This window comes from Amycolatopsis sp. NPDC003865, assembly GCF_053605345.1.
On the sequence record NZ_JBSGJA010000008.1, the window covers coordinates 244,637 to 266,471 of the forward strand.

Here is a 21,835-nt window from a genome sequence, read left to right on the forward strand (position 1 = left end):
AGCGTCAGCGGCCGCCCGCCGCGTCGGCGACCGTGCGGCCGTGCGCGGCCGGGCGGCCGCCGTACGGGTCCTCGTCCGTCCACAGTGGAGTCGGCGCGGCCTTGCGCACGACCGGAACGACCTCGGCGGCGAACCGCTCGAGCATGTCCAGCTGCTGCTCGTGCGGGATCATCGTGGGCAGGCTGAAGGACTGCAGGTCGTGTCCGTACGCTTCGTGCCACCACAGGATCTTCTCGGCGATCTGCCGCGGGCTGCCGACCAGGACCGGCCCGCGCTCGATGGCGTCGTCGATGGTCGGGAACTCCATCGGGTTGCCCGGCGTGTGGTTGCCCGGCTGGTTGAAGAACTCGACGATCTTCTCGTACGTCGGGCCGAAGGCCGCTCGCGCCTCCTGCGTGGTGTCGGCCAGGTACAGGAATCCGGCCCCGGCGCCGACGAAGGCGAGCCGCGGGTCGTGGCCGTGCTCGGCGTAGTGCTTGCGGTAGTGCTCGATCAGCGCGGTGTACCTGTCCCGCGGCTGGAGGGCGTTGGCCGAGAAGAGCGGGTCACCCCACTTCGCCGCCAGTTCGGCCGACGTCAGCGTGGTGGCCGAGCCGTGCCAGACGCGCGGTGCCCCGGCGAACGGCCGCGGCAGGCTGGTCACCTCGCGCAGCGGTCCGCGGAAGCGGCCTTCCCAGGTGACGTCCTCTTCCCGCCAGAGCCGCCGCAGCAGCTCGTACTTCTCGGCGAGCGCGTCCCACTGGTCACCGTTCCCGATGCCGAACATCGGCAGCTGGCGCAGCTCGTTGCCCTTGCCGATGACCAGTTCGAGGCGGCCACGCGAAAGCTGGTCGACCGTCGCGTAGTCCTCGGCCACTCGCAACGGGTCGTGGACGGACAGGACCGACACGCCGGTCTGGATCCGGACGCGGCTGGTCGTCGCCGCGATCGCGCCCAGCAGCACGGTCACGCCGCTGCTGAGGAAGTGCCCGGCGTGGCGTTCCCCGAGCGCGACGGCGTCGAAGCCGAACTGCTCCGCGTAGCGCGCCGAGGTGAGGGCTTGGGAGAAGCGTTCGTCGGGGCGGACCCGGCGGCCGGTCACCGGGTTCGTCAGGAGGGGCAGGATGTCCAGGACCTGGAAGCGCATCCGGCGAGTATCGCCGCCCGGAGGCTCCGGCCCGGGCGAGTCCACATTCTGAGCGTCCCTGCGGCCACCGCGTGCCGCGGGCTACCTGTGGACCGTCCGCACCGGATCCGCCGCGCGCGCAGTTCGCCGGCGGCCCGTCAAGCCGTTTCACCTGGCGAGCGGACTACCGCTTCGCCGGAGCCTGCCCCGACAATCTGACCGCATGACGACTTCGCCGGAACGACGAGCCGCCGAGGTGATCCACGTCGGCATCCGGATCGACCTCGTCAGCCGGGCGGTCGACGCCGCGGTGCTCGCCGCCCGGCTGGCCACCGCGCTCGACGGCGTCGCCCGGGTCGACGTGACCACCGCCGACCGCGCGGCGGCGGGCAGCCGCCTGCGGGTGGTGCCGGATCCCGTCCTGCGCATCGAAACCGGCCCGCGGCGCGTCCTCCTGCTCGGCCGCCCGCTCGTGCTGACCAGGCTGGAATTCGACCTGCTGCGCTTCCTGCGCGCGCACCCCGACCGCGTCTTCACGCGCGCCGCGCTGAAAACCGCGCTGTGGCCGCGTCAGGACGGCAACGACCGGACCGTGGACGTGCACGTCCGGAAGCTGCGGGCCAAGCTGGAACCGCACCTGGACCCGATCACCACCGTGCGCGGCATCGGCTACCGCTTCGAGGGATCGGCGCCGGTCACCCTGACGTGACCCGGTCCCCGAACGCGGCCGCGTGCGCCGCGGCGCAGCGGCCGGGCAGATCCGGTGGGGTGATGACGCTTCCGGCGATCGTCATCCGCGGCCGGAGCGGAACGGCCCGCACTCGCGCCGACCGCACTTCGGCGGCCTGGTCCGCGGGCAGCACCGTCCAGCTGCCCGGGTCGGTGCCCACCTCGACGACCGTGTCCTGCAGCGTCCCGGCGGGCCGGCCGAGCCGCGCGGACGGTCCCAGCGCCGAGGTGACAGCGTCGTGCAGCGCCGGGTCCTGCTCCCGCGACGGCAGGCGCAGGGTGTTCGCCGCCAGCTCGGCGAGACCGACGGCGGTCCCGCCGGCCGCGGGGTGCCGCCGCGACAGCACGGCCAGCAGCGGTTCGGTCCAGCTCGGCAGCACCTCCAGGCCGTCGGCCGAGTGCACGCCCCTGGCCAGGGCCAGGTCGATCTCGCCGTGCCGCAGCGCGGCCAGGCGGGCGGCCAGTGGCAGGTCGACGAGGACGACGTCGAACGCCGACGCCTCGCGCAACGCGTCGATGCCGCGCTCCAGCCGTGTGGTAAACCCGGCACCGGTGCCGATGCGCATCGTCCCCCCGGCCGCACCGGCGGCTCCCCGGACCCGGTCGGCCGCCGCCAGCGCTTCGCGCGCCGCGTCGAGCACCCGGTGCCCGGCCGCGGTGAGCCGGACCCGGCGCGGCGTGCGGTCGAACAGCCGCGTCCCCAGCTCGCGTTCCAGCCGCGCGATCTGCCTGCTGACGGCCGGCTGCGCGATGTGCAGCCGTTCGGCCGCGCGGCCGAAGTGCAGCTCGTCGGCGACGGTGACGAAGCACCGCAACGCTCGCAGTTCCACCGAATCCTCCTCCCGGCGATGCCGCCAGGTTATCGCTGCGCGTGCGGACCGGATCTGGTTCGCGGACGGCGCCGGTGGTGAGGTCGTCCCATGATCGTCGACCTCGGAACTCTCGGCGCCCACCTGCGCGACCACCAGGCGACCCCGGAGGGGGCCCGCGCACTCGAGCGGGCCGGTTACGGCACGCTCTGGCTCGACGCGTCGCCGCCGGCCGACCTCGCCCAGGCCGAAGCGCTGCTCGACGCCACCACCCGGATCGTCGTCGGCACGAGCATCGTCAACGCCTGGACCGCCGAAGCCGGTGCCGTGGCCGCCTCCTACCACCGGATCGAGGCCAAGCACCCCGGCCGGTTCCTGCTGGGCGCCGGGATCGGGCATCGCGAGGTCCACGCCGAATACGCCTCGCCGCTCGCCAAGCTGACGTCCTATGTGGACGAGCTGACCGCGGCCGGCGTGCCCGCCGGGCGGATCGTGCTGGCCGCGCTCGGGCCGCGGATGCTGCGCCTGGCCCGCGACCGCACCGCCGGAACCGTCCCGTGCATGGTCACCCCGGAGCACACCCGGCGGGCGAGAGCGGTCCTCGGCGCCGGGAAACTGCTGCTGCCCGGCCACTTCGGGCTGCTGGAGACCGACCCGGCCCGGGCGCGCGCGATCGCGCGCGCCCAGCCTCCCGGCACCGCCCTGCGGGTCACCAACTACGCCGCCGCCCTGCGGCGGCTGGGCTTCACCGACGACGACCTCGCCGGTTCCGGCAGCGACCGGCTCATCGACGCGCTCGTGGCGTACGGCGGGCCCGCGACCGTCGCGGCCGGGCTGCGCGCCCACCTCGACGCCGGGGCCGACCAGGTCGGCGTCTTCCCGATCGGCGACGACCCGATCGCGACCCTGGCCGCGATCGGCGAGGCGATGCGGGCCGTCACGGCCGGGTGACCTCGGTCCGGCCCGGGCCACGTCGGTCCGGAGCGGACCGATCGCGGCTTCAGGCGATGCGGCGGCTGATCGCGAGGGCGGCGCGCTGGAGTTCGACACCGAGGTCGGGCACCCGGTCCTCGGGCACGTCGGCGAAAGTCCCGGTGACCTGGACCGCGGCGGCGGCTCCGCCGCGGTCGGTCACCGGCGTGGCCACCGAGGCCATGCCCGGTTCGCGTTCCCCGCGGGCCTGGGAGTAGCCGCGCTCCCGGATGGTCTCCAGCTCGGCGACGAACGGCTCGCGGTCCACCGTCACGGAGTTCTTCTCCAGGTGGGCGAAGAAATCGGTGAGCTCCGCGTGGTCCATCTGCGCGGTGAGCGCCTTGCCGGCGCCGAGGTGCAGGGGCAGGCGCTCGCCGATCGGCAGCTCGTAGCGCAGCGGAGTCGCGCCGCCGACGCGGGCGAGCACGACGCGGGACCAGCCGATGCGCTTGAACAGCGACGCGGTCAGGCCGGTGGCGGCGGCGAGGTCCTGCAGGACCGGCTGGGCCGCGGCCAGCAGCGGGCTGGTCGTGAGGTAGGCGTGCGCGCCGAACAGGAGACCGGCGCCGGCGCGGTAGCCGTTGTCGTCCTTCTCGACCCGCCCGCGTGCCTCCAGCACGCCGAGGATGCGCTGCGTCGTGGCGATCGGCAGGCCGGCCCGGCGGGCGACCTCGGTCAGGCGCAGGGTGTGCTGGCTGGAGTCCATGACCTCGAGGATGTCGATGGCCCGTTCGAGCGAGCGCATGCTGGTCGCGGGTTTCGCCTGCTCCACCATGCGCCACATCTTTCCACACAGTGGTCAATCGTCACCGGAGGGCGACCGCGTTCGCCGGTGACCCGACGCCGCCGACGAGGTGCAACGGCTTGACCGTGACCAGCGCGTCCCACCGGTCGTGGGTCCGGCTGTCGGCCACCAAGGCGGTGAGGTTCCACAGTTCTCCGAGGGGCACGCCGAGCTTGGCGATCAGCTCCTGGTGCATCATCCCGGCGTCTTCGGGCGCGCTGGCCAGGTAGGTGTCGGTGGCGACCGGCAGCACTTCGACGGCGAAGGTGTCGGTCGCGAACAGCGCGACCTGGTTGTCCCACAGCCATTCCGGCAGCTCCCGGGTCTGGCGGAAGCCGGTGGCACGACGGGCTTCGCGGACCTCGCCGCGCACCGCCGGGTCGGCGTCGAGAAACCAGCGTGCCCATCCGGTGTGGACGAGCACCAGGTCACCCGGCCGGACCTGCTCGTGCTGCGCGCGCAGGGCGCGGTCGAGGACGTCGACGTCCAGCGCCGGTCCCCGCCGGTGCTCCGGCGGGGCGCCCTCGGCGGCGAGGAGTCCTTCGACGTCGACGACCAGGCCGCGGCCGGCGATCGGGTGTTCGGCCCAGCGCTGCACCCCGAGCGCGGGCTGCCCGGCGCGGATGTCTTCGTCGGGGACGCCGTTGTAGAACCCGTACCCCGAGGCGCGGCGGTGGCGCAGGCCGTCGACCTGGGACGTCGCCTGCAGGTAGAAGCCGTGCAGGACGTCGTCGCGGGCTTCGGCGTGCGCGGCGAGCATCTCGTGGCGGGGCGCGGACCGGGCGCGGGCCATCGGCGGGTCGAAGGCGTCGAGCGCGTAGTCGAGGGAGAAGACCGCCCCGCGGGTCACCGTCGCCGCGGCCGCGGCGACGTGGGCCGGTCCGGCGAAGTTCGCGGTGCCGCGTTCGGGGTGCCGGTCGAAAACGTGCCAGCTGGAGCCGGGCGGGACGTGCTCACCCAGTTGAGCGTAGGTGGGCACGTCCCGGCGAAGAGCGGGCTCAGTCACCGTCGGGGTCCTCGCGGCGGTAGGACAGGGCGAACGACAGCAGCCCGGACACCGAGGCGCCGCCGAAGGCGTAGGGAGCGAGGGCCGAGGCCCAGTGCCGGGCGGCCGTCGCGTCCGCGGCCGCCAGTGCGCCGATCTGCCCGACGACGATCGCCAACCCGGCCAAGAGGAAGAACACCACCGAGAAGGCGAACAGGAAGGTGGCGACGCGGGTCGCCGTCGCGGGCGGGTGCGTGGTCTGATTCAACGCTGAACTCATGGGCTTCTTCTTCCGGTCAGGTGGGGAGGACGCCGACGGCGATGAGGACACCGAGCGCGAGGATGGGCAGGCAGTAGTACTTCAGCAGCGGCAGGAACGTCTTGACCGGGTCGACCCTGGCGATGCCGGCGGCGACGTAGATCGGGGCGCCCGACGGCGGGGACGCGCCTTCGGTGGAGGCGAAGATCAGGACGGCGGCGGCCGCGACGGGCGCGGGAATCCCGGCGCCGGCGAGGGCGGCGACCGCGACCGGCCCGACGGCGGCCATGGTGGCGCTGGCCGTGAGCGGGATCGCGATGGCCACGACGATCACGCCGATGGCGATCGCCATGATCCACCCGGGCGCGTCGAGCCCGGACAGCACGCTCTTGAGCTGGTCGGCCAGCCCCAGCTCGGCCAGGACGTTCGAGGCGGAGAACGCGGCGACGATGGTGATGCCGATGACGCCGAAGGACGGGGCGACCTTCCCGATGGTCGACCACCAGCCGGCCGCGGTGCGCGGCAGGTGCTTGCGGCCGAGGAACAGCACCAGCGCGATCATCAGGACCGGGATCCAGGTGATCAGGCTGACCACGTCGGGCATCGCGTAGGGCTGGGCGGGCAGCTTGGTGCCGTCGGCGAGCGCGACCGGCTTCTTCAGCGCGTCCCCGACGCCGGAGTAGGTGCCCAGCGCGTCGGCGATCGGGCCGCGGGTGAGCAGCAGCGGGACCAGGATCGGCAGGAACAGCGTCAGCGACGTCCACCCGGAGCGCAGGCTGCGCCCGAACGGGACGCGGTCGCCTTCGGCGATGGGCTCGATCCCGTTGCGGCGCACCAGGAACCACGCGAGCACGATCCGGTAGCCCAGGCACCACAGGCCCGCGATGGCCAGCGGCTTCACGATCTCGTCCGCCTGCATGACGCCCTGCGCGGCGAGCCCGCCGACGAGGATGAACATCGTGGCCGAGAACGGGAAGCTGACGCCCATCCCGGCGCCGCCGGCGACCACGGTCGCGGCCAGTTCCGGCTGCACGCCGGAGCGCCGCATCCACGGCACGGTCACCGAGCCGACCGCCGCGGTGACCGCGGCGCCGACGTGGGCGATCGCCCCGAAGATGCCGCCGGCGACCGTCGCGGTGTAGACGGGGCCGCCGCGCAGCCGGCCGAGGACGGAGTTGAGCAGGTCGATCAGCTTGTCCAGCACCGGGGTCTTGGTCAGCAGGTAGGACATGAACACGAACGCCAGCCCGGCGAAGGTGACTTCCTCCTGCATGGCGTCGGCCACGGCTTCGCCGATGACCGACCACGGCGACCCGCCGTCTTCGGTGCCGCCGAACACGGCGAACGCGCCCACCGCGACGAAGCCGAGGATCATCGCTTCGCCGATGTTGCGCTTGAACACCGCGTTCCACACGATGATCACGGCGACGAACGCCAGCAGCGCCCACACGCCGGTCATCACGCGGTCCCGGCGAGGATCGCGGCGCGGCGCTGCGCCTCGTCGGCTTCCACGGCCCGGCCGCCCAGCAGGCTCGAGGCCGCCTCGGACGCCGGGATCACGATGACGCCGTCGTCGTCGCCGACGACCAGGTCACCGGGCCGGACCACCACGCCGCCGACCGCGACCGGCACGTCCACCTGGCCGGGACCGTTCTTGTAGGGGCCGGCCGGGCAGGCGCCGCGCGCCCACGCCGGGAAGCCGATCTTCTCCAGCTCGCCGACGTCACGCAGCACGCCGTCGGCGACGATGCCGAGGACGCCACGGCGTTTCGCGCGCTCGGCCATCAGCTCGCCCAGCAGGGCCCGGCTGGTGTCGCCGCCGCCGTTGACGACGAGCACCTCCCCCGGCCGGGACACGGCGATGGCCCGGTGCAGGGCCAGGTTGTCGCCGCGGGGGACCCACACGGTGCGGGCCCGCCCGGCCACCCGCGCGCCCTTCCACAGGGCGCGGACACCGCCGTCCAGCATCCCCATACGATCGCGCGCGTCGCCCAGGTTGGCCACCGCCAGCCCCTCGAACCGGCCCAGCAGGTCCTCCGCGGGGGTGAGGGCGGCGTCCGCCCGGCCCCGGTGCACCTCGGCGGTGGCCCGGGTCATCACCGGCAGGACCCCGAGCGAGTCCAGCAGCCGCGCGGCGGCGTCGGCTTCGCCGGCCCGCCGGGACGCGTGCTTGAGCGTGCCGTCGTAGAGCCGGTTCAGCGCCGCGTGCCCTCCGGAGAGCTCGTTCGCGATCTGCTCGCGCACCCAGTCTTCGGCACCGGCCGCGCGGGCGGCCAGGACCGACTCCACGATCAGCGCGCCGATGCCCTTCATCCAGATGCTGCGCAGCAGCTTGCGCGCCGACGCGGCCCCCGGCTCGCCGCCGACGTCCTCCACGGGGGCGCCGAGCAGGCGGAACATCGAGGCAGCCCTGCCCGAGCCGGGCCCGCTGACGACTACGCTCGTGGCGGGGCCGTGCGCGGGAACCGAGCCGATCACCGCGACATCGGCGAACCGGGACGCTCCCACGAGATCGGCGATGGCGAGCTTCACCTCCGGCGCGGTCGCGTTCATGTCGAGGTACACCGCGGCCGGGTCGAGGACCGCGGCGGCCGAGCGCGCCGCCTCTTCCGCGGCGCGGCCGCCGACGAGGCTCAGCACCAGCTCGGCGCCGCGCACCGCCTCCTCCGGCGTGGCCGCCCGCGCGACCCCGGCCGGGGTCGCGTTGTCGGCGGGGTCGAACCCCGCCACGGTCCAGCCGTGCTCGACCAAGCCGGTCGCGTAGCGGGATCCGGCTTCGCCGAGTCCCAACACCGACACCCGCATGCCGCCTCCTTGCGGTTTCCACACAATGGTAAAAGCTTTCGTAGTGCGGATAGTATTGCCACAAGGTAGGGCGAGAGTCAACGACGAGCGCAACCGGCAGCAGCGGGACCTCGGCTCGGTGCGTTCGCGCGCAGCCGGTCCACGACGGGCGCAGCGGGGTAAAGTCACCCCCGGTGTGCCGGGAAGCCTGGTCGGCGCGACAGTCCTGCGCGCGAGACGAGGCATCCCATGACGATCGACGCCGTCGACCTGACCAAGCGGTACCGCGACGTCCTGGCCGTCGACGGCCTGACCCTGCACACCGCCCCCGGCGAGATCCACGCCCTGCTCGGCCTCAACGGCGCCGGCAAGACGACCACCATCCGGATGCTGCTCGGCCTCGTCCGCCCCACCCGCGGCGAGGTGTCGCTGTTCGGGGAACGGGTCGGGCCCGGCCGCAACTCCGTCTGGGCCCGGATCGGCTACCTCGTCGAAACGCCGTCGGCGTACCCGGAGCTCACCGTCACCGAAAACCTCCAGGTGATGGCCGCACTCCGCGGGCTACGCGACCGGAAGGCCGTGTCCGGCGTCATCGCCCGGCTCGGCCTGCAGCCCCACGCCCACCGCCGCGCGCAAACGCTGTCCCTGGGCAACAAGCAGCGCCTCGCGCTGGCGAAAGCCCTGCTGCACCACCCTGATCTGCTGCTGCTCGACGAGCCCGCCAACGGCCTCGACCCCGCCGGCGTCGCCGAAATCCGGACCCTGCTGCACGACCTCGCCCACCGCGACGGGGTGACGATCCTGCTCTCCAGCCACATCCTCACCGAAGTCGCCCGCCTGGCCACCCGCCTCGGCGTCCTCGACCGCGGACGCCTGGTCTGGGAAGGTGCCACCACCGACCTGGTCGCCCGGGCACGGCCACGGCTGCGCGTGACGGTCCACGATCCCGGTCACGCCGTCGCGGCGTTGCGCGCCGCCGGCCACGCCGTCTCCACCGAGGACGACGGGCTCACCCTCACCGAAGACCGCGCGGTCGACCACCCCGACGAGATCGCCACCCAGCTCGTCGCCGCGGGCTGCCCGCCCACCCGGCTCGCCGTCGAGCGAGACGACCTCGAGACCTGCTTCCTCCGCCTGGTCGGGCACCCGTGAGCACCGCCGCCGTGGGGGCCGAGCTGCTGAAGGCCCGCCGCTCGCGGCTGCCGTGGGTCACCGCGGCGGCGTTCACCGTCGCCGCCGGGTTCGGCGGGCTGATCATGTTCGTCCTCCAGGACGTCCGCCGCGCCCGCGCCCTCGGCCTGATCGGCACCAAGGCCGCGCTCACCGGCGGCCCGGCCGACTGGCCCGCCTACTTCGCCCTGCTCGCCCAGATCATCGCCGTCGGCGGAGCAGTCCTGTTCGGCGTCATCGTGATCTGGACCTTCGGCCGGGAATTCAGCCAGGGCACCGCCAAGGACCTCCTGGCCCTGCCCACCCCCCGCACCACGATCGTCGCCGCCAAGTTCGCCGTCACGACGGGCTGGTGCCTGGCCCTCACCGCGCAGACCTCCCTGCTCGGCCTCGTGTTCGGCGCCGCCATCGGCCTCCCCGGCTGGTCGGCCGCGGCCGCGGCCACCGGCCTGGTGAAGCTGCTGCTCACCGCGGTCCTGACCATCGCCGTCGTCGTTCCGTTCGCGTTCGCCGCGAGCGCGGGCCGCGGCTACCTGCCCGGAATCGGCGCGCTGTTCCTCGCCGTCTTCCTCGCCCAGGTCGTTGCCCTGCTCGGCTACGGGCCGTACTTCCCTTGGTCCGTCCCGGCCCTCGTCACCGATATCGCCGGCCGCCAGCCACCCGGCCCCCTCGGCTTCGGCCTCGTGGCTCTCGTCGGCGTCGCCGGGATGGTGGGCACGGCCCTGTGGTGGAAGCACGCCGACCAGGATCGCTGAGCCGGCGGGGAATTCCCGAAGAAGGGAAACCGTGACCTTCGGGGGCACAAAGGCCCAGCGGGCCGGGAGGAACGGCTCACGCCGACCTGGCTTCCGCCTCTCACCGCCGCCCGCAGCAGGCGCGATCCTCGGAAGAGACGGCGCGATGTCCGGCACATTCCCACGGCAGGGGGTTGAAAATGAGCTTCGCCCACCGAGATCGCAACCCCGGACCCGCCCAGGCGGGCGGATTCCCCAGCGGCCTGCGGGTGCGCGCCCGCGGCGGCCGGTTCCCCGGCCGGACCGGCGTCGTGGTCGGCCGCACGCCCGACCTGCGTCCCGGCTCGGTCTGGGTCGAGTTCAGCCCCGGCGACGCGCGGCTCGTGCCCGGCTACCGGCTCGACGTCGTCGAGCCCGAGACCTGAGGGCGCCGCCGTGTTCGAAGAACCGACGCCCGAAGAGCGCGGCCGCGCCACCCGGGTGGTGCGGCGGCACGCCCGTGACGAGCGCGATGAGGCCGAGCTGATGGCGATGCTCGGTCTGGACCGGGCCGAACCGCCGCCGCCCGGGCCCAAGCCGCGCGGCGCGCTGACGCCCGCCGAAGTGCACGACCTGGTGGCACCGTTCGCCGCCGAGCACGCCCGCCGGGCGGACAACGCACGGTGACTCCCGCCACCGCACTCCGAGCCCGGCGCCCCGTACGTTCCCGGCGGCCCCGAGCGGGCCGACCGGTCCTCCCCGAGGTGCCTTTCTCCCTGTCGGGTAAGGACTTCGAGCCCTGCCCCCGGACGGCGCCGGCGAGGACCGTCGAGGGTGAGGGGCCCACCCGCCGCCCCGGTGCGCACCGCCGGCGGGCCCCCTCCCCGCAACGGTGGTGGCGGCCCGGGTCGACCTCCCCCTCCCCGCCACCCGGCGGTCACCACCGTTCGCGGCGGGCCGCTTCGCCGGGAGGCGTTCAGTCCTCCGTCACCGGCAGGTGCCGGATGGTCTCGCCGCCCTTGTGGTGCCAGGCCCGGTCGTACTTGGTCTCCAGCACGCTCACGAGCTTGCGCACCGCGCCCTGGCACGCTTCGTCCACCGAACCCGCGTGGTGGGAGACGAACACCGTCCGGCGCCCGGTGGACCTGGCCTCCAGCACGCACTTGCGGTCCACCCGGGTTCGCCCGGCCGCGGTCTCGCCGCCGACGTGGACGCCCAGCCGGGTGATCAGGTCGGTGAAGCGGGACAACGCGGCTTCGAACTCGCCTTCGAGACGCCGGGCCAAGGCTTCGCTGCCGTGCACGTTCTTGTCCGTGCTGATCTGGATCTGCATGCCCTGATCATGTTCGCCGTCGCGGGGCCGCCTTAGGACCGCAGGTCCCCTCCTCCGAGGACCAAAGGCTTCACCGCGGTTCAGCGCACGACCGGGGTCACGAGCGCCCCTGGCTCTGGTGGATCCAGCCGTCCAAGACTCGCCGCGCAGCAGCACCGGCCGCGGGGCGGCGAAGTGCACCGCGGGTGCGGCGGGCAGCCGATCGCGGACCAGGCGCAGCACCCGGTGGGCCGGCACCCGGCCCCAGTTCCCGGGCGAGCCACTCGTGGGCGGTGGCCTCGGCCCGGCCGAACGGACCGGCGGCAACGGACATCGCGTCCCTCCTGCCGGCACGAGCTCCTGCGCCGGACCGTAGGCCGCGCCTTCCGGCCCCTCAGCCCACCCCGCCGGGCTCGACGAGACCCGGTTTCCCGCCGAGGAACGGGCGGGGGTCGCTGCCGGCCAGCGCGCCGCTGTCCAGCCAGCGGCGGAAGCCGGCCGGGTTCCGCCGCTCCATGTCGTCCAGGAGGAGCCGGCGCACCGCGGCCAGCTGCGGACGGGCCGGGTCGTCGTCGGAGACGAGCCGCAGTTCCTCGTCGCTGCGCCGCCACACCAGGCAGAGTTCCGCGAGGTCCAACCCGGGCACGGTGGACCGGACGGTGATCCGCCGCCCGCCACCGCGGCCCGTCGACGAGCGCTTCCCCGCCCACCACCCGGCCGACGCCAGGGCCGCGAGGACCGCCGAGCCGGGCAGGAACCCGCACCACGACAGGACTTCGGCGGCGAGGACACCGCCCGCGAAGGTCGCCGCCGCGGAAACCACGCCCACCCGGGCGGCCGAGCCGAGCCGGAGCCGCGCCGCGGACTCGTCGGCCCACTGCCAGGCGGCCGTCCCGGCCATCGCGCTCATGACCGCCCACGCGAGAACGGCGTACAGCGGGAACGAGAGGAGCCCGGCGAACGCGAGGGCGGCCACGCCCGCGGCGAGGAAGATCGCTTTGGCGGACATCGCACACCTCGTTCACTCCGGCGGATCGGGAAGCGGTCTCCAGCACCGTAACCGGCGACTCACCACGGCGGGCAGAACGCAAAGACCCCGCCGGCCAGGGTCCTTCTGCCTCAGCTTCGGGGCGGGTCCGTTGCCACGGGGAGCCGCCTCGGGTCTACTCGGTTTCGGACGTCGCGCCTCCGGGCACCCGGACCGGGCGGGGGCCGGAACCGAGGAGTCGAGCACTGCCATGGCCAGCAACCTGCTCCCGATCCCCGGCGGCCCGCCCGGCGAGGAGCCGTTCCCCGACGGCGCCCGCGTGGACGTGATCGGCGGCCAGTACCACGGTGCGCGCGCGCTGGTGATCGCGAAGGATCCCGACCTGCGCCCGGGCTCGGTGTGGATCCGGCTCGCCGACGGCCGGGAAGTCCTCGTTCCCGGATACCGGCTCGCGCGCGACGAACCGTGAGCGCCGATCAGGAAGCGCTCACCACGTCGATGACGGTCCGCGCCTGGACCCGGGTCAGGTGCAGCGTGCGCATCAGCTCCTCCGCGCCGGCGCCGGTCGAGGCCAGCACCGCGGCGGTGCAGACAACCCCCGGCAGCACGTCCGGCAACGTCGCCCCGAGCCGGTCGAGCAGGTCACGGGGACCGTCGTCACCGGCGGGCCCGAGCCGGGCTCGCCAGAGCAACATGGCCACGTCGTCGGCACCGTCGTCGTCGGCCGCGGCCAGCCGCGCCATCGCTTCGCGGTAGCCGTCGCGGTCGAGCTGCCCGCCGAACAGCCGCGCGGTCAGCTCCCGCTCCTCCTCGGCCGCGTGCGGGTCGCCGGGGCGCGGCGCCATCGTGTGCCGCCGTCCGGCGACGAGCCGGGCAGCGAGCAGAACCAGCACCAGAATCCCGATCACCAGTCCGATCGCCATGCTTCGCCCTCCCCGCGCGGTTCGCGAGCGTCCTGCGTCCGCATTCGATGGTGACACCCCGCGCGCGGCGTGCGGAGGGCCGAAAGTCCACATCCACCGACGGGGTGCCACCCGTCCGGGCGGCAAGGACGCCCGTTCCCTAGGCGTATCCGGACGGCGAGGAAACCTCCGCCGGTACGCCCCGGCCGGTCACCAGGCGCTCGTAGAGCGCGATGTACTGCAGGAACGACCGCGTCCCCAGGAAGTCCCGGCGGATCCGCCGGTGGGCCCGCTCCCCCAGGTCCGCCGCCCGCGCGGGGTCGGCCACCAGTCCCGTCACCGCCCGGCCGAAAGCGGCCAGGTCGCAGGGCTCGACCAGGCACCCGGTGCGGCCGTCGTCCACCTGGTCCTGGATGCCGCCGATCCGGCTGGCCACCACCGCGCGGGACTTCCACATCGCCTCGGCCACCGTGAGCCCGAACCCCTCGGCGATGGACTTCTGCACCACCACCTGCGCCCGGCGCTGCAGCGCGTTGACGATCGCCGCGTTCTCCTCCAGGTCGGTCATCGGGAGGCTCGCCAGGTGGACGTGCTCCCGCGCGTGCCGGGACAGCGCGGCGTAGTACGCCGTCGCCTCGCCCAGCACGTCCCCGCCCTCGGGATCGTCGGCGACCTCCTCCACCGACGGGCCGGCCAGCACCAGGTGGGCACCGGTGGCCGGCAGCACGTACCGCACGAAACCGTCGATCACGCCGAGCGGGTCCTTGAGCCGGTCCCAGCGCGAAACCTGCAGCACCACCGCGTCGTCCGGGCGCAGCCGCCGGGTTTCCGTCATCCGCGCGCGCCGCTCGACGCGCGCTTCCGCACCGTCGAGCCGGGTGAAGACGGGCTCGGCCGCCCGCGCGGTGTCCTGCACGCCCGCCGCGGCGAGGATGGCGGCGACCCGCCCCTCGGCGAGGTCCTGGTTCTTCGCCGAGAAAGCGTCGATCGACGGGGCGATCACCGCGGTCTTCGCCGGGTCCAGGTCGTCCCAGACGTGCTGGCGCCGCGAGAAGACGTAGGCGTCGGCCTGCCGGACGTAGCCGCGCAGGAACTCCCACGCCCGGCGGGTCACCGGGGTGGCGTGGTCGATCCCGACGTGGCTGCGCCAGACGACCGGCACGCCGTGCCCGGTCAGCGCGGGAACCATCCCCGCCGTCTGCGGATCGTGCAGCAGCACGACGTCCCCCGGCGAAAGCCGGTTCGCGAGCTCTTCGCCCGCGGCGCGGGTGAACGACTCGTAGACCCGCCTGGCCTCCTCGTCGAGCGGCAGCCCGTCGCCGCGCGCGCCGTGCAGGTTGTTGTGCAGTCGTTTGGTGACGGCGAAGAACGGCCCGGTGCCGGCGACGGCCAGCCAGCGCTGGTCGATGCCGGCGCCGCGCCCGTAGGCCAGCAGCGAGTAGAGCATCTCCGCCACGCCCCCGCCGCGCGCGGTCGAGTTCACGTGCCACATGACGTGGTCGCCGAGCAGCTCGCGCCCGCGCGCGAACCGGTCCAGCAACCGGCGGTAGACCTGCTCGCCGATCAGCGGTGCGAACCGCTCGATCGCCAGCCTGCCCACCGGCGCCGGAACCAGCAGGGATCCGGCCATCGCCGGGTCGGGTGTCGTCATCGTGGGCTCCTCGGGTCGGGTCGCCGGTCGGCCCCACCGGCGGGGTGGTGGCTTTCGGCCCTGTGCGGCCGAGGGCGCCGTGCGCAAGCTGGGGGTGTGACCGGACACTGGCTCGCCCACGGGATGCGGGACGTACCCCCGGCCGACGGCTGGCTGTCGCCGGCCGAGGCCGCCCGGCTGGCCGGGCTGGCGCACCCGAAACGGCGGTCCGAGCTGAGGTTGTCGCGGTGGACGGGCAAACACGCGATCGCGGCCGTGCTCGGCCTGGGCACCGGGGCCGCCACCCTGGCCCGGATCGAGATCCGGCCCGCGGCCTCCGGCGCGCCGGTGGCCTGTGTCGACGGCGTGCCCGCCCCGGTCGCCGTTTCGCTGACCGACCGCGCCGACTGGGCCGTCTGCCTGACCGGCCCGCCCGGCGTCGCGCTCGGCTGCGACCTCGAACTGGTGGAACCGCGTTCGGGCGCCTTCGTGCGGACGTGGCTGACCGAACGGGAACGCGAGACGGTCGAGGCCGGCGACCGCTCCCTGCTCGCCAACCTCCTCTGGTCGGCCAAGGAAAGCGCGCTGAAGGTGCTGAAAACCGGCCTGCGCCGGGACACCCGGTCGGTCGAGGTCGAGCTCGGCACCGTGCGGGCCGGGTGGAGCCCGCTGGTCGTGCGCGCGGCCGAGGGCGGCGAGTTCCCCGGCTGGTGGCGGCGGTACGGCGAGTTCGTGCTCACCTGCGCGGCACCGGCGCCCTGGGACCCGCCGCGCTGCCTGACGGAACCGCCGTCGCTGGCGACGGCGGTTCCCTCCCACGGCTGGCTCACCGAGGTGCGGCGCACCGGGCCATCCCCCGTTCCAGCGCCGCGATCAGGTACGGGCGCAGGCCGCTCGCCGGGATGATGTGGTCCACCGACCCGACCTCGCGCGCGCGGCCGATGTCGTGGATCTCGTCGAACTCGGCCGCCACCTCGCCGAGCTTCTCGGCCCGGACCCGTTCGGTGAGCTCCCGCAGCCGCGCGGCGGGACCGGTCCGCGCCCGGACCACCCGCGGGTCGGCCTCGGTGCGCGAGCGCACTTCGCGGGCGAACACCACGGCCGCCGCCGGCGCCCCGCCGATCACCGACGCGTAGGAGCCCTCGACCGCCGCGACCTCCAGGTTCTCGTTGAGCTGCTTGGAGAACACGACGAACGCGCCGCCGTGGTAGCGCGACACGACCGCGAACACGATCGGCCCGGCGAAGTTGGTCACCGCGCGCCCGATCTCCGCGCCGTACTCCAGCTGGCGGCCGCGCATCGACTCGGGCGAGCCGTCGAAGCCCGACAGGTTGGCCAGCACGACCACCGGCCGGTTGCCGCTCGCCGCGTTGATCGCCCGCGCGACCTTCTTCGACGACTGCGGGAACAGCGTCCCCGCGGTCCACACCGCCGGCCCGTCGCCGGGCACCGGGTCCTCCCGCTGCACCGGGTGCGACTCGAACCCGATCAGGCACACCGGGATCCCGCCGAGGTGCGCATCCTGCACCACCGCGGTGTCCGCGTGCTTCCAGCGGGCCCAGCGCTCCAGTGGCGGGTGGTCGGCGTCGGCTACCGCCCGCAGGACGGCCCGGATGGCGAACGGCTTCTTGCGCTCGGGGTTGGCCGTGGCGGAGAAGACGTCCCCGACGGTCGTGAAGTCGGTGCCGGCCAGCCGCGGGTGCGGGGCGTGGCGGACGTCCCGGTCGAACGGGTCGGTCGTGCGGGCCCGGCGCGGGAAGCGTTCGCCCGGTACCACATAGGTGTGCTCGTAGTGCGCGAAGAGGATTTCGCACGCCGACTCCAGGTCGGCGGCCCGGTACTGGGCCTGCCCGTTCGGGCCCATGATCCGCTCGAACCCGCCGATGCCGAGGTTGTCCTCGGCCGAGACGCCGCCCGAAAAGTCCAGGGCCTGCTTGCCGGTGAGCACCATCGCGCTGTCCGGCAGCATCACGAGCACCCCGCGGGTGTGCATGAGCATCGTCGCCTCGGCGTTCCAGTACGGCTGGGCGCCGACGTTGATGCCGGTGACGACGATGTTGATCTCGCCGCCGCCCTGGGTGAACGTGATGATCCGGCGCAGCACCGCGCCGATCCAGTCCATGTTCTCGGTGCCGCTGGTCATCGAAATGCGCGCTCCCGAGGACACCGCGAACCACTCCACCGGCACCTCCAGCCGCTCGGCCAGGTCGAGGGCCGCGACGATCCGGCGGCACTCCGGCTCGGCGAGCGCGCCGAGGCTGCGGCTGGGATCGCCGGCGATCAGCACCCGCGCCATGCCCTCGGGCACGGTCGGGGTGTGGTTGCGGATCAGGCCGGTGACGAGGTTGGCCGTGTTGCCGCCCGGCGGCCGGTCCACCGGGCCGAACCCGCCGTCGCCGAAGTCGTACTCGGTGAACTCGCCCGACGGGAAGTCCGCCGACGCCCCGGCAGGCGGGGTGAGCAGCCGGATCAGCTCGTACGGATAGACGTCGCCGCGCCGCTCGGTGCGCAGGGCCTTCAGGTCGTACTCGCCGAGCGGGGCGATCGGCTCGTCCGACGGCGGGGTCTCGCGCACGACCACGCCGGCGCCGCCGAGGTGGCTCACGTCCAGGGCGACGTCGCGGAGTCCGCCGTCGGCGCCGGCCACCCGCAGCCGGACCAGGACGTGCTCGACGCCGAGCCCGCGGAACGACGGCGCGAGCCGGTGCCCGAGCTCGCGCCACAGCTCGGCCGCCACAGTCCACTGTGGACGAATGTGCAGCAGCACGACGTTCTTCAGCAGCCGGCGGCCCGGCGGCCGGTGGGACTGGAACCGCCGCAGCCCGGACAGCACTTCGCCGAGCACCCAGTCCAGCGCCGGGTAGCTCACCGCCTCGCCGTGCTCTCCGGTGACCGGGGTCAGGTCGCGCACCTCGGCGAGCGCGAACAGCCGCTCGTCCTGGGGGTTGTCGTGGGCCACGCCGTGGAAGAGGTAGACGTCCTCGGCGGAGTCGAGGCGGGTGATCGCGAAGCGGGACAGCCGGTCCACGTTCAGCCGCTCGGCCAGCATCGGATGCAGGTCGCGGTAGAGCGGTTCCTCCGCCAGACCGTCCACAGTGGACCGGAAGGTGCGGTGCCGGGTCCGGCTCGGCCCGGTGACCGTCACGTCGGCGCGGTGCAGCGGCCGTCCGGTGACGCCCGTCGCCGCGGCGAGAACGTCCCGCAGGTGGTCCCGCAGCGTGTCGTCGGGCTCGGCGCCGGCCCACAAGTGCAGGTCGAGCACCGGCCGCAGGTGTGCGGCCACGCCCTCGAGGTACCGGCCGACGGCGGCCGCGAGCGCGGCGAGACCGTCGGCGGGGCCGTAGGCCACCACCAGGTGGAACAGCTCGTCGTGGTGCCGGTACCCGGACACGGCGAGCCGGACCCCGCCCGCGTCGACCAGGTCCACCGGGCCCAGTTCGCGGATCCGGTAGTAGCGGCGCACCGACACTTCGAGCGCGACGTCCCGCGCGCGCTCGTCGCCCCGCCGGAACCACCGCAGCAGCAGCGGCCGCAGCGGCTGCGGGCAGCCGACCAGGGCGGCCATCCGCCGGTCGCGCTCGGACCCGGTGACGACACCGGTGGCGAGCGCGGCGATGTGGCCGTCCATCTCCCGGTAGAGCCGGGCCCGCGCCCGTGCCAGCACCGGCTGCTCGAAGCAGCGGAACCGGACGTCGCGGGCGAGGTCCATGGCCGCCGGGTAGCGCTGGTCGGTGGCTTCGACGAGCCGGTCGAGCAGCTCGCGCAGGTCGTCGTCGGAGTACTTCGCGAGCTCGGGGCCGCGGGCGATCCAGCGGTCCAGCACGGCGGCGACGACCGGCAGCACCCCTTCCAGCCGGCGCTGGGCGCGGTAGAGGCGCAGCAGCGCGTCCGCGACCTCGGCCGACGGGCCCAGCTTCGTGATCCCGTGGTGTCCCAGCACCCGCAGCAGCGCGTCGAGGAACCGCGGCGGCAGGCCCTCGCCGCCGGCCCCGAAGGTCCGCAGGCAGGTCAGCAGGTACTCCTCGGGGGCGCGGACGCGCTCTTCGCCGGTCTCGCCGGCGGGCTCGGGACGGCGTCGCGAAACCGCGCAGACGTCCGCGAACAGCCGCAGGAACTCCCGCTCCCCGCGGAACCGCTCGGTGTCCGGCAGCGACGCCCAGGGGTCTTCGCCGCGGCCCAGCCGGGCGAGGGTGCCGGCGTCGGAGTCGAAACCGAGCAGCAGCGACCGCAGCGAGTCGGCCAGGATCCACGTGGTGTCGGTGCCGGTGCTCAGCTCCGGGACGCCGTGGCCGGGGGACGGCGCGTCCCCGATCACCGGGTCCAGCCGCAGCAGCGGCACGCCCGCGCCGACCTGCACGTTCGGCGTAACGAGCACCGAGCGCACCCGGCCGGGGAACGTCGCGGTCACGGCGGTCTCCATCTTCATGGACTCGATGACGACCAGGGGGTCGCCCACCGCGACCGCGTCCCCGGCCGCGACGGCGACCGACACGACCACCGCCGGGGTCGGGCAGCGGACGACTCCGCCTTCGTCGCGGGCGATGGTGTGGGTGATCCCCTCGACCTCCACGGTGTGGATCGGACCGGCGTGCGCGGCGAGCACCCGGTGGGCGCGGCCGGGGAAGCGCAGCCGCCGCTCGACCTCGCCCACCCGGCCGACCTCGACGTCGGTTTCGGCGTCCCCGAGCGAAACCCGGTAGCTCGCCGGGCCGTGCCGGCGGACGCCGACCGCGCACGCCGTCCCGCGGTAGCGGAACTCGATGCGCCGGCCGCCGTCGGGCAGCTCACCCGGCCGGCCGCGGGCCACGCCCGCGTAGAAGTCCGCGCGCGTGCGCTCGTGCTCCAGCTCGTAGGCCTCGACCCCGGCGCACACCAGGGCGATGTCGGCGTAGCGGCGTTCGAGGAGTTCGCCGGTGGCCGTCTTCGCGTCGAGCCAGCCGGTGTCGTAGTGGCCGGCCACGACGTCGGGGTGGTCGAGCAGGGTCAGCAGGAACGCCTTGGTGATCCGGCCGCCCTCGACGATCAGCTGGGTGCGGGCCAGCGCGCCGGCCAGCCGCGCCCGTGCCTCCTCCCGGTCCCGGCCCCACGCCAGCACCTTCGCGATCATCGAGTCGAACCCGGACGCGATCTCGTCGCCCTCGGCGACGCCGGTGTCCACGCGGACACCGGGCCCGGCCGGCAGCCGGAACCGCAGGATCCGGCCCGGCGCCGGCGCGAAGCCGTGGTCGGGGTCCTCGGCGGTGAGCCGGACTTCCATCGCGTGCCCGGACGGCGCCGGCGGCGCCCCGGTGAGCCGGTCGCCGCGGGCGACGGCGATCTGCAGCTTCACCAGGTCGAGCCCGGTGGTCAGCTCGGTGACCGGGTGCTCGACCTGCAGGCGCGCGTTGACCTCCAGGAAGCAGTACCGCCGTTCCCCGGGCAGGTACAGGAATTCGACGGTGCCGGCGTTCGTGTACCCGGCGTCGCGGCAGAGCCGGGCCGCGGCGGCCCGGATCTCGGCGTCCCGCGCCGGATCGAGCAGCACGCACGCCGACTCCTCCAGGATCTTCTGGTGCCGCCGCTGCAGCGAGCAGTCGCGCAGGCCGACCGGCCAGACGGCGCCGTGCCGGTCGGCGACGACCTGGACCTCGACGTGCCGGGCGCCGGTGAGCTCGCGTTCGAGGAACACGCTCGCGTCGCCGAAGCCGTGCCGCGCCTCGGCGCGGGCCGACTCGAAGGCCGCTTCGAGCTCGCCGGGACCGCGCACCCGGCGGATCCCGCGGCCCCCGCCGCCCGCGGTCGCCTTGACCAGCAGGGGGTAGCCGACGCGCTCGGCCGCGACGACGGCTTCGGCGACGGTGTCGACGGGGCCACCGCTCCACGGCACGACGGGCACGCCCGCCCGCTCGGCCAGCCGCTTGGCGCGGATCTTGTCCCCGGCGAGCCGCATGGCCTCGGGCGAGGGGCCGATGAAGACGATGCCCAGCTTTTCGCACAGGTCCGCGAATTCGGCGTGCTCGGCGACGAAACCCCAGCCGACCCAGGCGGCTTCGGCCCGGGCTTCGACGAGCGCCTGCTCCAGCCGGGGCAGGTCCAGGTAGGCCTGGACCTGCCGGCCGGTGCCCGCGTCGAGGGTCGTGGCCGGGCCGAGGCACACGGCTTCGTCGGCTTCGCGCACGAACCAGGCGTGCCGGTCGGGTTCGGTGTGGAGCGCGATGGTGGTCAGCGGGTCGCCCTCGCGGGCGAGCTCGGCGGCGGCGGTGAGGAACCGCATCGCCGGCTCGCCGCGGTTGACGACGGCCACCCGGCGGAAGCCGCTCACGCCATCGCCTCCGTCATCGGGGCGCTGCGCCCGGCGTCGAGGGCACCGGGCAGCTCGGTCGTGCGGTAGCCGCTCACTTCCAGCAGGACCGCGCCCGTCTCGTCGAGCACGCGCCCGCCGAAACCGTCCTCTTCGGACGTCACCACGGCTGCCAGCCGTCCGCGCGGCCCGGGGGCGTCGTGCAGCACGATCCGGTCGACGTGCCGCGGCAGGCCGAACCGGGCGTGGCGGCCGATGTCCCACACCCCCGCGGTCTGGAAGACCAGCTCGATCAGCCGGGGCGACACGAGTTCCGGTGCCTCGGCCGGCACGTGGTCGGGCGGCAGGTCGCTCGCGTAGAGCCCGACCGGGCCGTCTTCGGCGCGCCAGGCCCGCTCGAGGACCCGGAAGGC

At 74.3% G+C, this 21,835-nt stretch carries 20 protein-coding genes; 8 read left to right on the forward strand and 12 right to left on the reverse strand.

What is annotated here, in order from left to right; all coding sequences use genetic code 11:
- Window positions 1-4: 4 nt before the first annotated feature.
- Entirely contained in the window at window positions 5-1,126 is a 1,122-nt protein-coding gene (locus tag ACWEVP_RS21065; RefSeq protein ID WP_452064249.1) for an LLM class flavin-dependent oxidoreductase, read from the reverse strand.
- Window positions 1,127-1,328: 202 nt separating this feature from the next.
- Here ACWEVP_RS21065 and ACWEVP_RS21070 point away from each other — a divergent pair, with 202 nt between their 5' ends.
- Entirely contained in the window at window positions 1,329-1,814 is a 486-nt protein-coding gene (locus ACWEVP_RS21070; protein ID WP_452064250.1) for a winged helix-turn-helix domain-containing protein, read from the forward strand.
- On the opposite strand, the gene ACWEVP_RS21075 is transcribed toward ACWEVP_RS21070, so the two are convergent.
- Window positions 1,801-2,664: a LysR family transcriptional regulator gene (locus ACWEVP_RS21075; protein WP_452064251.1), complete on the reverse strand. Its 864-nt coding sequence runs from the start codon at window positions 2,662-2,664 to the stop codon at window positions 1,801-1,803. The two genes, ACWEVP_RS21070 and ACWEVP_RS21075, sit on opposite strands and share 14 nt — an antisense overlap.
- A gap of 90 nt (window positions 2,665-2,754) precedes the next feature.
- On the opposite strand from ACWEVP_RS21075, the gene ACWEVP_RS21080 reads away from it, so the two are divergent.
- A complete protein-coding gene (locus ACWEVP_RS21080) occupies window positions 2,755-3,594 on the forward strand; it encodes a TIGR03620 family F420-dependent LLM class oxidoreductase (RefSeq protein WP_452064252.1) in 840 nt (279 codons plus the stop codon).
- Window positions 3,595-3,643: 49 nt separating this feature from the next.
- Here ACWEVP_RS21080 and ACWEVP_RS21085 read toward each other — a convergent pair whose 3' ends face one another.
- From ACWEVP_RS21085 to ACWEVP_RS21105, 5 genes are read right to left on the reverse strand one after another with little or no spacing between them, the layout of a single operon-like run.
- Window positions 3,644-4,390, reverse strand: a complete 747-nt coding sequence (locus ACWEVP_RS21085; protein ID WP_452064253.1) for an IclR family transcriptional regulator — start codon at window positions 4,388-4,390, stop codon at window positions 3,644-3,646.
- 31 nt (window positions 4,391-4,421) lie between these two features.
- Complete coding sequence (locus tag ACWEVP_RS21090; RefSeq protein WP_452064254.1) at window positions 4,422-5,405, reverse strand: cyclase family protein; 984 nt, start codon at window positions 5,403-5,405, stop codon at window positions 4,422-4,424.
- Entirely contained in the window at window positions 5,398-5,664 is a 267-nt protein-coding gene (locus tag ACWEVP_RS21095; RefSeq protein WP_452064255.1) for a hypothetical protein, read from the reverse strand. Before ACWEVP_RS21095 ends, ACWEVP_RS21090 begins: the two co-directional genes overlap by 8 nt.
- Before the next feature lie 16 nt (window positions 5,665-5,680).
- Window positions 5,681-7,102, reverse strand: coding sequence for a TRAP transporter large permease subunit (locus ACWEVP_RS21100; RefSeq protein ID WP_452064256.1), 1,422 nt, complete (start codon window positions 7,100-7,102; stop codon window positions 5,681-5,683).
- Window positions 7,102-8,448 (reverse strand): RraA family protein, encoded by a 1,347-nt coding sequence (locus ACWEVP_RS21105; RefSeq protein ID WP_452064257.1) that lies wholly within the window; start codon window positions 8,446-8,448, stop codon window positions 7,102-7,104. The genes ACWEVP_RS21100 and ACWEVP_RS21105 overlap by 1 nt, the downstream gene beginning before the upstream one ends.
- 228 nt (window positions 8,449-8,676) lie before the next feature.
- Between ACWEVP_RS21105 and ACWEVP_RS21110 the strand changes: the two genes are divergently transcribed.
- The 4 genes from ACWEVP_RS21110 to ACWEVP_RS21125 all read left to right on the forward strand — a co-directional run bounded on the left by ACWEVP_RS21110 (window position 8,677) and on the right by ACWEVP_RS21125 (window position 10,997).
- Complete coding sequence (locus ACWEVP_RS21110) at window positions 8,677-9,579, forward strand: ABC transporter ATP-binding protein (protein ID WP_452064258.1); 903 nt, start codon at window positions 8,677-8,679, stop codon at window positions 9,577-9,579.
- Window positions 9,576-10,352, forward strand: coding sequence for an ABC transporter permease (locus tag ACWEVP_RS21115; RefSeq protein WP_452064259.1), 777 nt, complete (start codon window positions 9,576-9,578; stop codon window positions 10,350-10,352). Before ACWEVP_RS21110 ends, ACWEVP_RS21115 begins: the two co-directional genes overlap by 4 nt.
- Window positions 10,353-10,531: 179 nt before the next feature.
- Window positions 10,532-10,756 (forward strand): hypothetical protein, encoded by a 225-nt coding sequence (locus tag ACWEVP_RS21120; protein ID WP_452064260.1) that lies wholly within the window; start codon window positions 10,532-10,534, stop codon window positions 10,754-10,756.
- A 10-nt stretch (window positions 10,757-10,766) separates the two neighbouring features.
- A complete protein-coding gene (locus tag ACWEVP_RS21125) occupies window positions 10,767-10,997 on the forward strand; it encodes a hypothetical protein (RefSeq protein ID WP_452064261.1) in 231 nt (76 codons plus the stop codon).
- A gap of 289 nt (window positions 10,998-11,286) precedes the next feature.
- On the opposite strand, the gene ACWEVP_RS21130 is transcribed toward ACWEVP_RS21125, so the two are convergent.
- The gene (locus ACWEVP_RS21130) at window positions 11,287-11,643 is read right to left on the reverse strand and encodes an HPF/RaiA family ribosome-associated protein (RefSeq protein WP_452064262.1); all 357 of its coding nucleotides are present in this window, start codon (window positions 11,641-11,643) and stop codon (window positions 11,287-11,289) included.
- 373 nt (window positions 11,644-12,016) lie between these two features.
- Window positions 12,017-12,631 (reverse strand): hypothetical protein, encoded by a 615-nt coding sequence (locus ACWEVP_RS21135; RefSeq protein WP_452064263.1) that lies wholly within the window; start codon window positions 12,629-12,631, stop codon window positions 12,017-12,019.
- A 229-nt stretch (window positions 12,632-12,860) separates the two neighbouring features.
- Between ACWEVP_RS21135 and ACWEVP_RS21140 the strand changes: the two genes are divergently transcribed.
- Window positions 12,861-13,079 carry a hypothetical protein gene (locus ACWEVP_RS21140; protein ID WP_452064264.1) on the forward strand — a complete coding sequence of 73 codons (219 nt, stop codon included), beginning with the start codon at window positions 12,861-12,863 and terminating at the stop codon, window positions 13,077-13,079.
- Between the two features lie 7 nt (window positions 13,080-13,086).
- Here ACWEVP_RS21140 and ACWEVP_RS21145 read toward each other — a convergent pair whose 3' ends face one another.
- Window positions 13,087-13,533, reverse strand: a complete 447-nt coding sequence (locus tag ACWEVP_RS21145) for a hypothetical protein (protein WP_452064265.1) — start codon at window positions 13,531-13,533, stop codon at window positions 13,087-13,089.
- A gap of 139 nt (window positions 13,534-13,672) precedes the next feature.
- Complete coding sequence (locus tag ACWEVP_RS21150; protein ID WP_452064266.1) at window positions 13,673-15,163, reverse strand: glycosyltransferase; 1,491 nt, start codon at window positions 15,161-15,163, stop codon at window positions 13,673-13,675.
- Window positions 15,164-15,259: 96 nt separating this feature from the next.
- Between ACWEVP_RS21150 and ACWEVP_RS21155 the strand changes: the two genes are divergently transcribed.
- On the forward strand, window positions 15,260-16,048 hold the full coding sequence (locus ACWEVP_RS21155) for a 4'-phosphopantetheinyl transferase family protein (RefSeq protein ID WP_452064267.1): 789 nt from the start codon (window positions 15,260-15,262) through the stop codon (window positions 16,046-16,048).
- Here the strand turns inward: ACWEVP_RS21155 and ACWEVP_RS21160 are convergent.
- Complete coding sequence (locus tag ACWEVP_RS21160) at window positions 15,969-21,443, reverse strand: ATP-binding protein (protein WP_452064268.1); 5,475 nt, start codon at window positions 21,441-21,443, stop codon at window positions 15,969-15,971. The genes ACWEVP_RS21155 and ACWEVP_RS21160 overlap by 80 nt on opposite strands.
- Between the last annotated feature and the right edge of the window lie 392 nt (window positions 21,444-21,835).

Coding starts and splice junctions, on each gene's coding strand:
- ACWEVP_RS21095 (WP_452064255.1), bottom strand. CDS start 5,664: ATGAGTTCAGCGTTGAATCAGACCACGCACCCGCCCGCGACGGCGACC.
- ACWEVP_RS21065 (WP_452064249.1), bottom strand. CDS start 1,126: ATGCGCTTCCAGGTCCTGGACATCCTGCCCCTCCTGACGAACCCGGTG.
- ACWEVP_RS21120 (WP_452064260.1), top strand. CDS start 10,532: ATGAGCTTCGCCCACCGAGATCGCAACCCCGGACCCGCCCAGGCGGGC.
- ACWEVP_RS21140 (WP_452064264.1), top strand. CDS start 12,861: ATGGCCAGCAACCTGCTCCCGATCCCCGGCGGCCCGCCCGGCGAGGAG.
- ACWEVP_RS21150 (WP_452064266.1), bottom strand. CDS start 15,163: ATGACGACACCCGACCCGGCGATGGCCGGATCCCTGCTGGTTCCGGCG.
- ACWEVP_RS21105 (WP_452064257.1), bottom strand. CDS start 8,448: ATGCGGGTGTCGGTGTTGGGACTCGGCGAAGCCGGATCCCGCTACGCG.
- ACWEVP_RS21135 (WP_452064263.1), bottom strand. CDS start 12,631: ATGTCCGCCAAAGCGATCTTCCTCGCCGCGGGCGTGGCCGCCCTCGCG.
- ACWEVP_RS21110 (WP_452064258.1), top strand. CDS start 8,677: ATGACGATCGACGCCGTCGACCTGACCAAGCGGTACCGCGACGTCCTG.
- ACWEVP_RS21130 (WP_452064262.1), bottom strand. CDS start 11,643: ATGCAGATCCAGATCAGCACGGACAAGAACGTGCACGGCAGCGAAGCC.
- ACWEVP_RS21085 (WP_452064253.1), bottom strand. CDS start 4,390: ATGGTGGAGCAGGCGAAACCCGCGACCAGCATGCGCTCGCTCGAACGG.
- ACWEVP_RS21145 (WP_452064265.1), bottom strand. CDS start 13,533: ATGGCGATCGGACTGGTGATCGGGATTCTGGTGCTGGTTCTGCTCGCT.
- ACWEVP_RS21100 (WP_452064256.1), bottom strand. CDS start 7,102: ATGACCGGCGTGTGGGCGCTGCTGGCGTTCGTCGCCGTGATCATCGTG.
- ACWEVP_RS21070 (WP_452064250.1), top strand. CDS start 1,329: ATGACGACTTCGCCGGAACGACGAGCCGCCGAGGTGATCCACGTCGGC.
- ACWEVP_RS21080 (WP_452064252.1), top strand. CDS start 2,755: ATGATCGTCGACCTCGGAACTCTCGGCGCCCACCTGCGCGACCACCAG.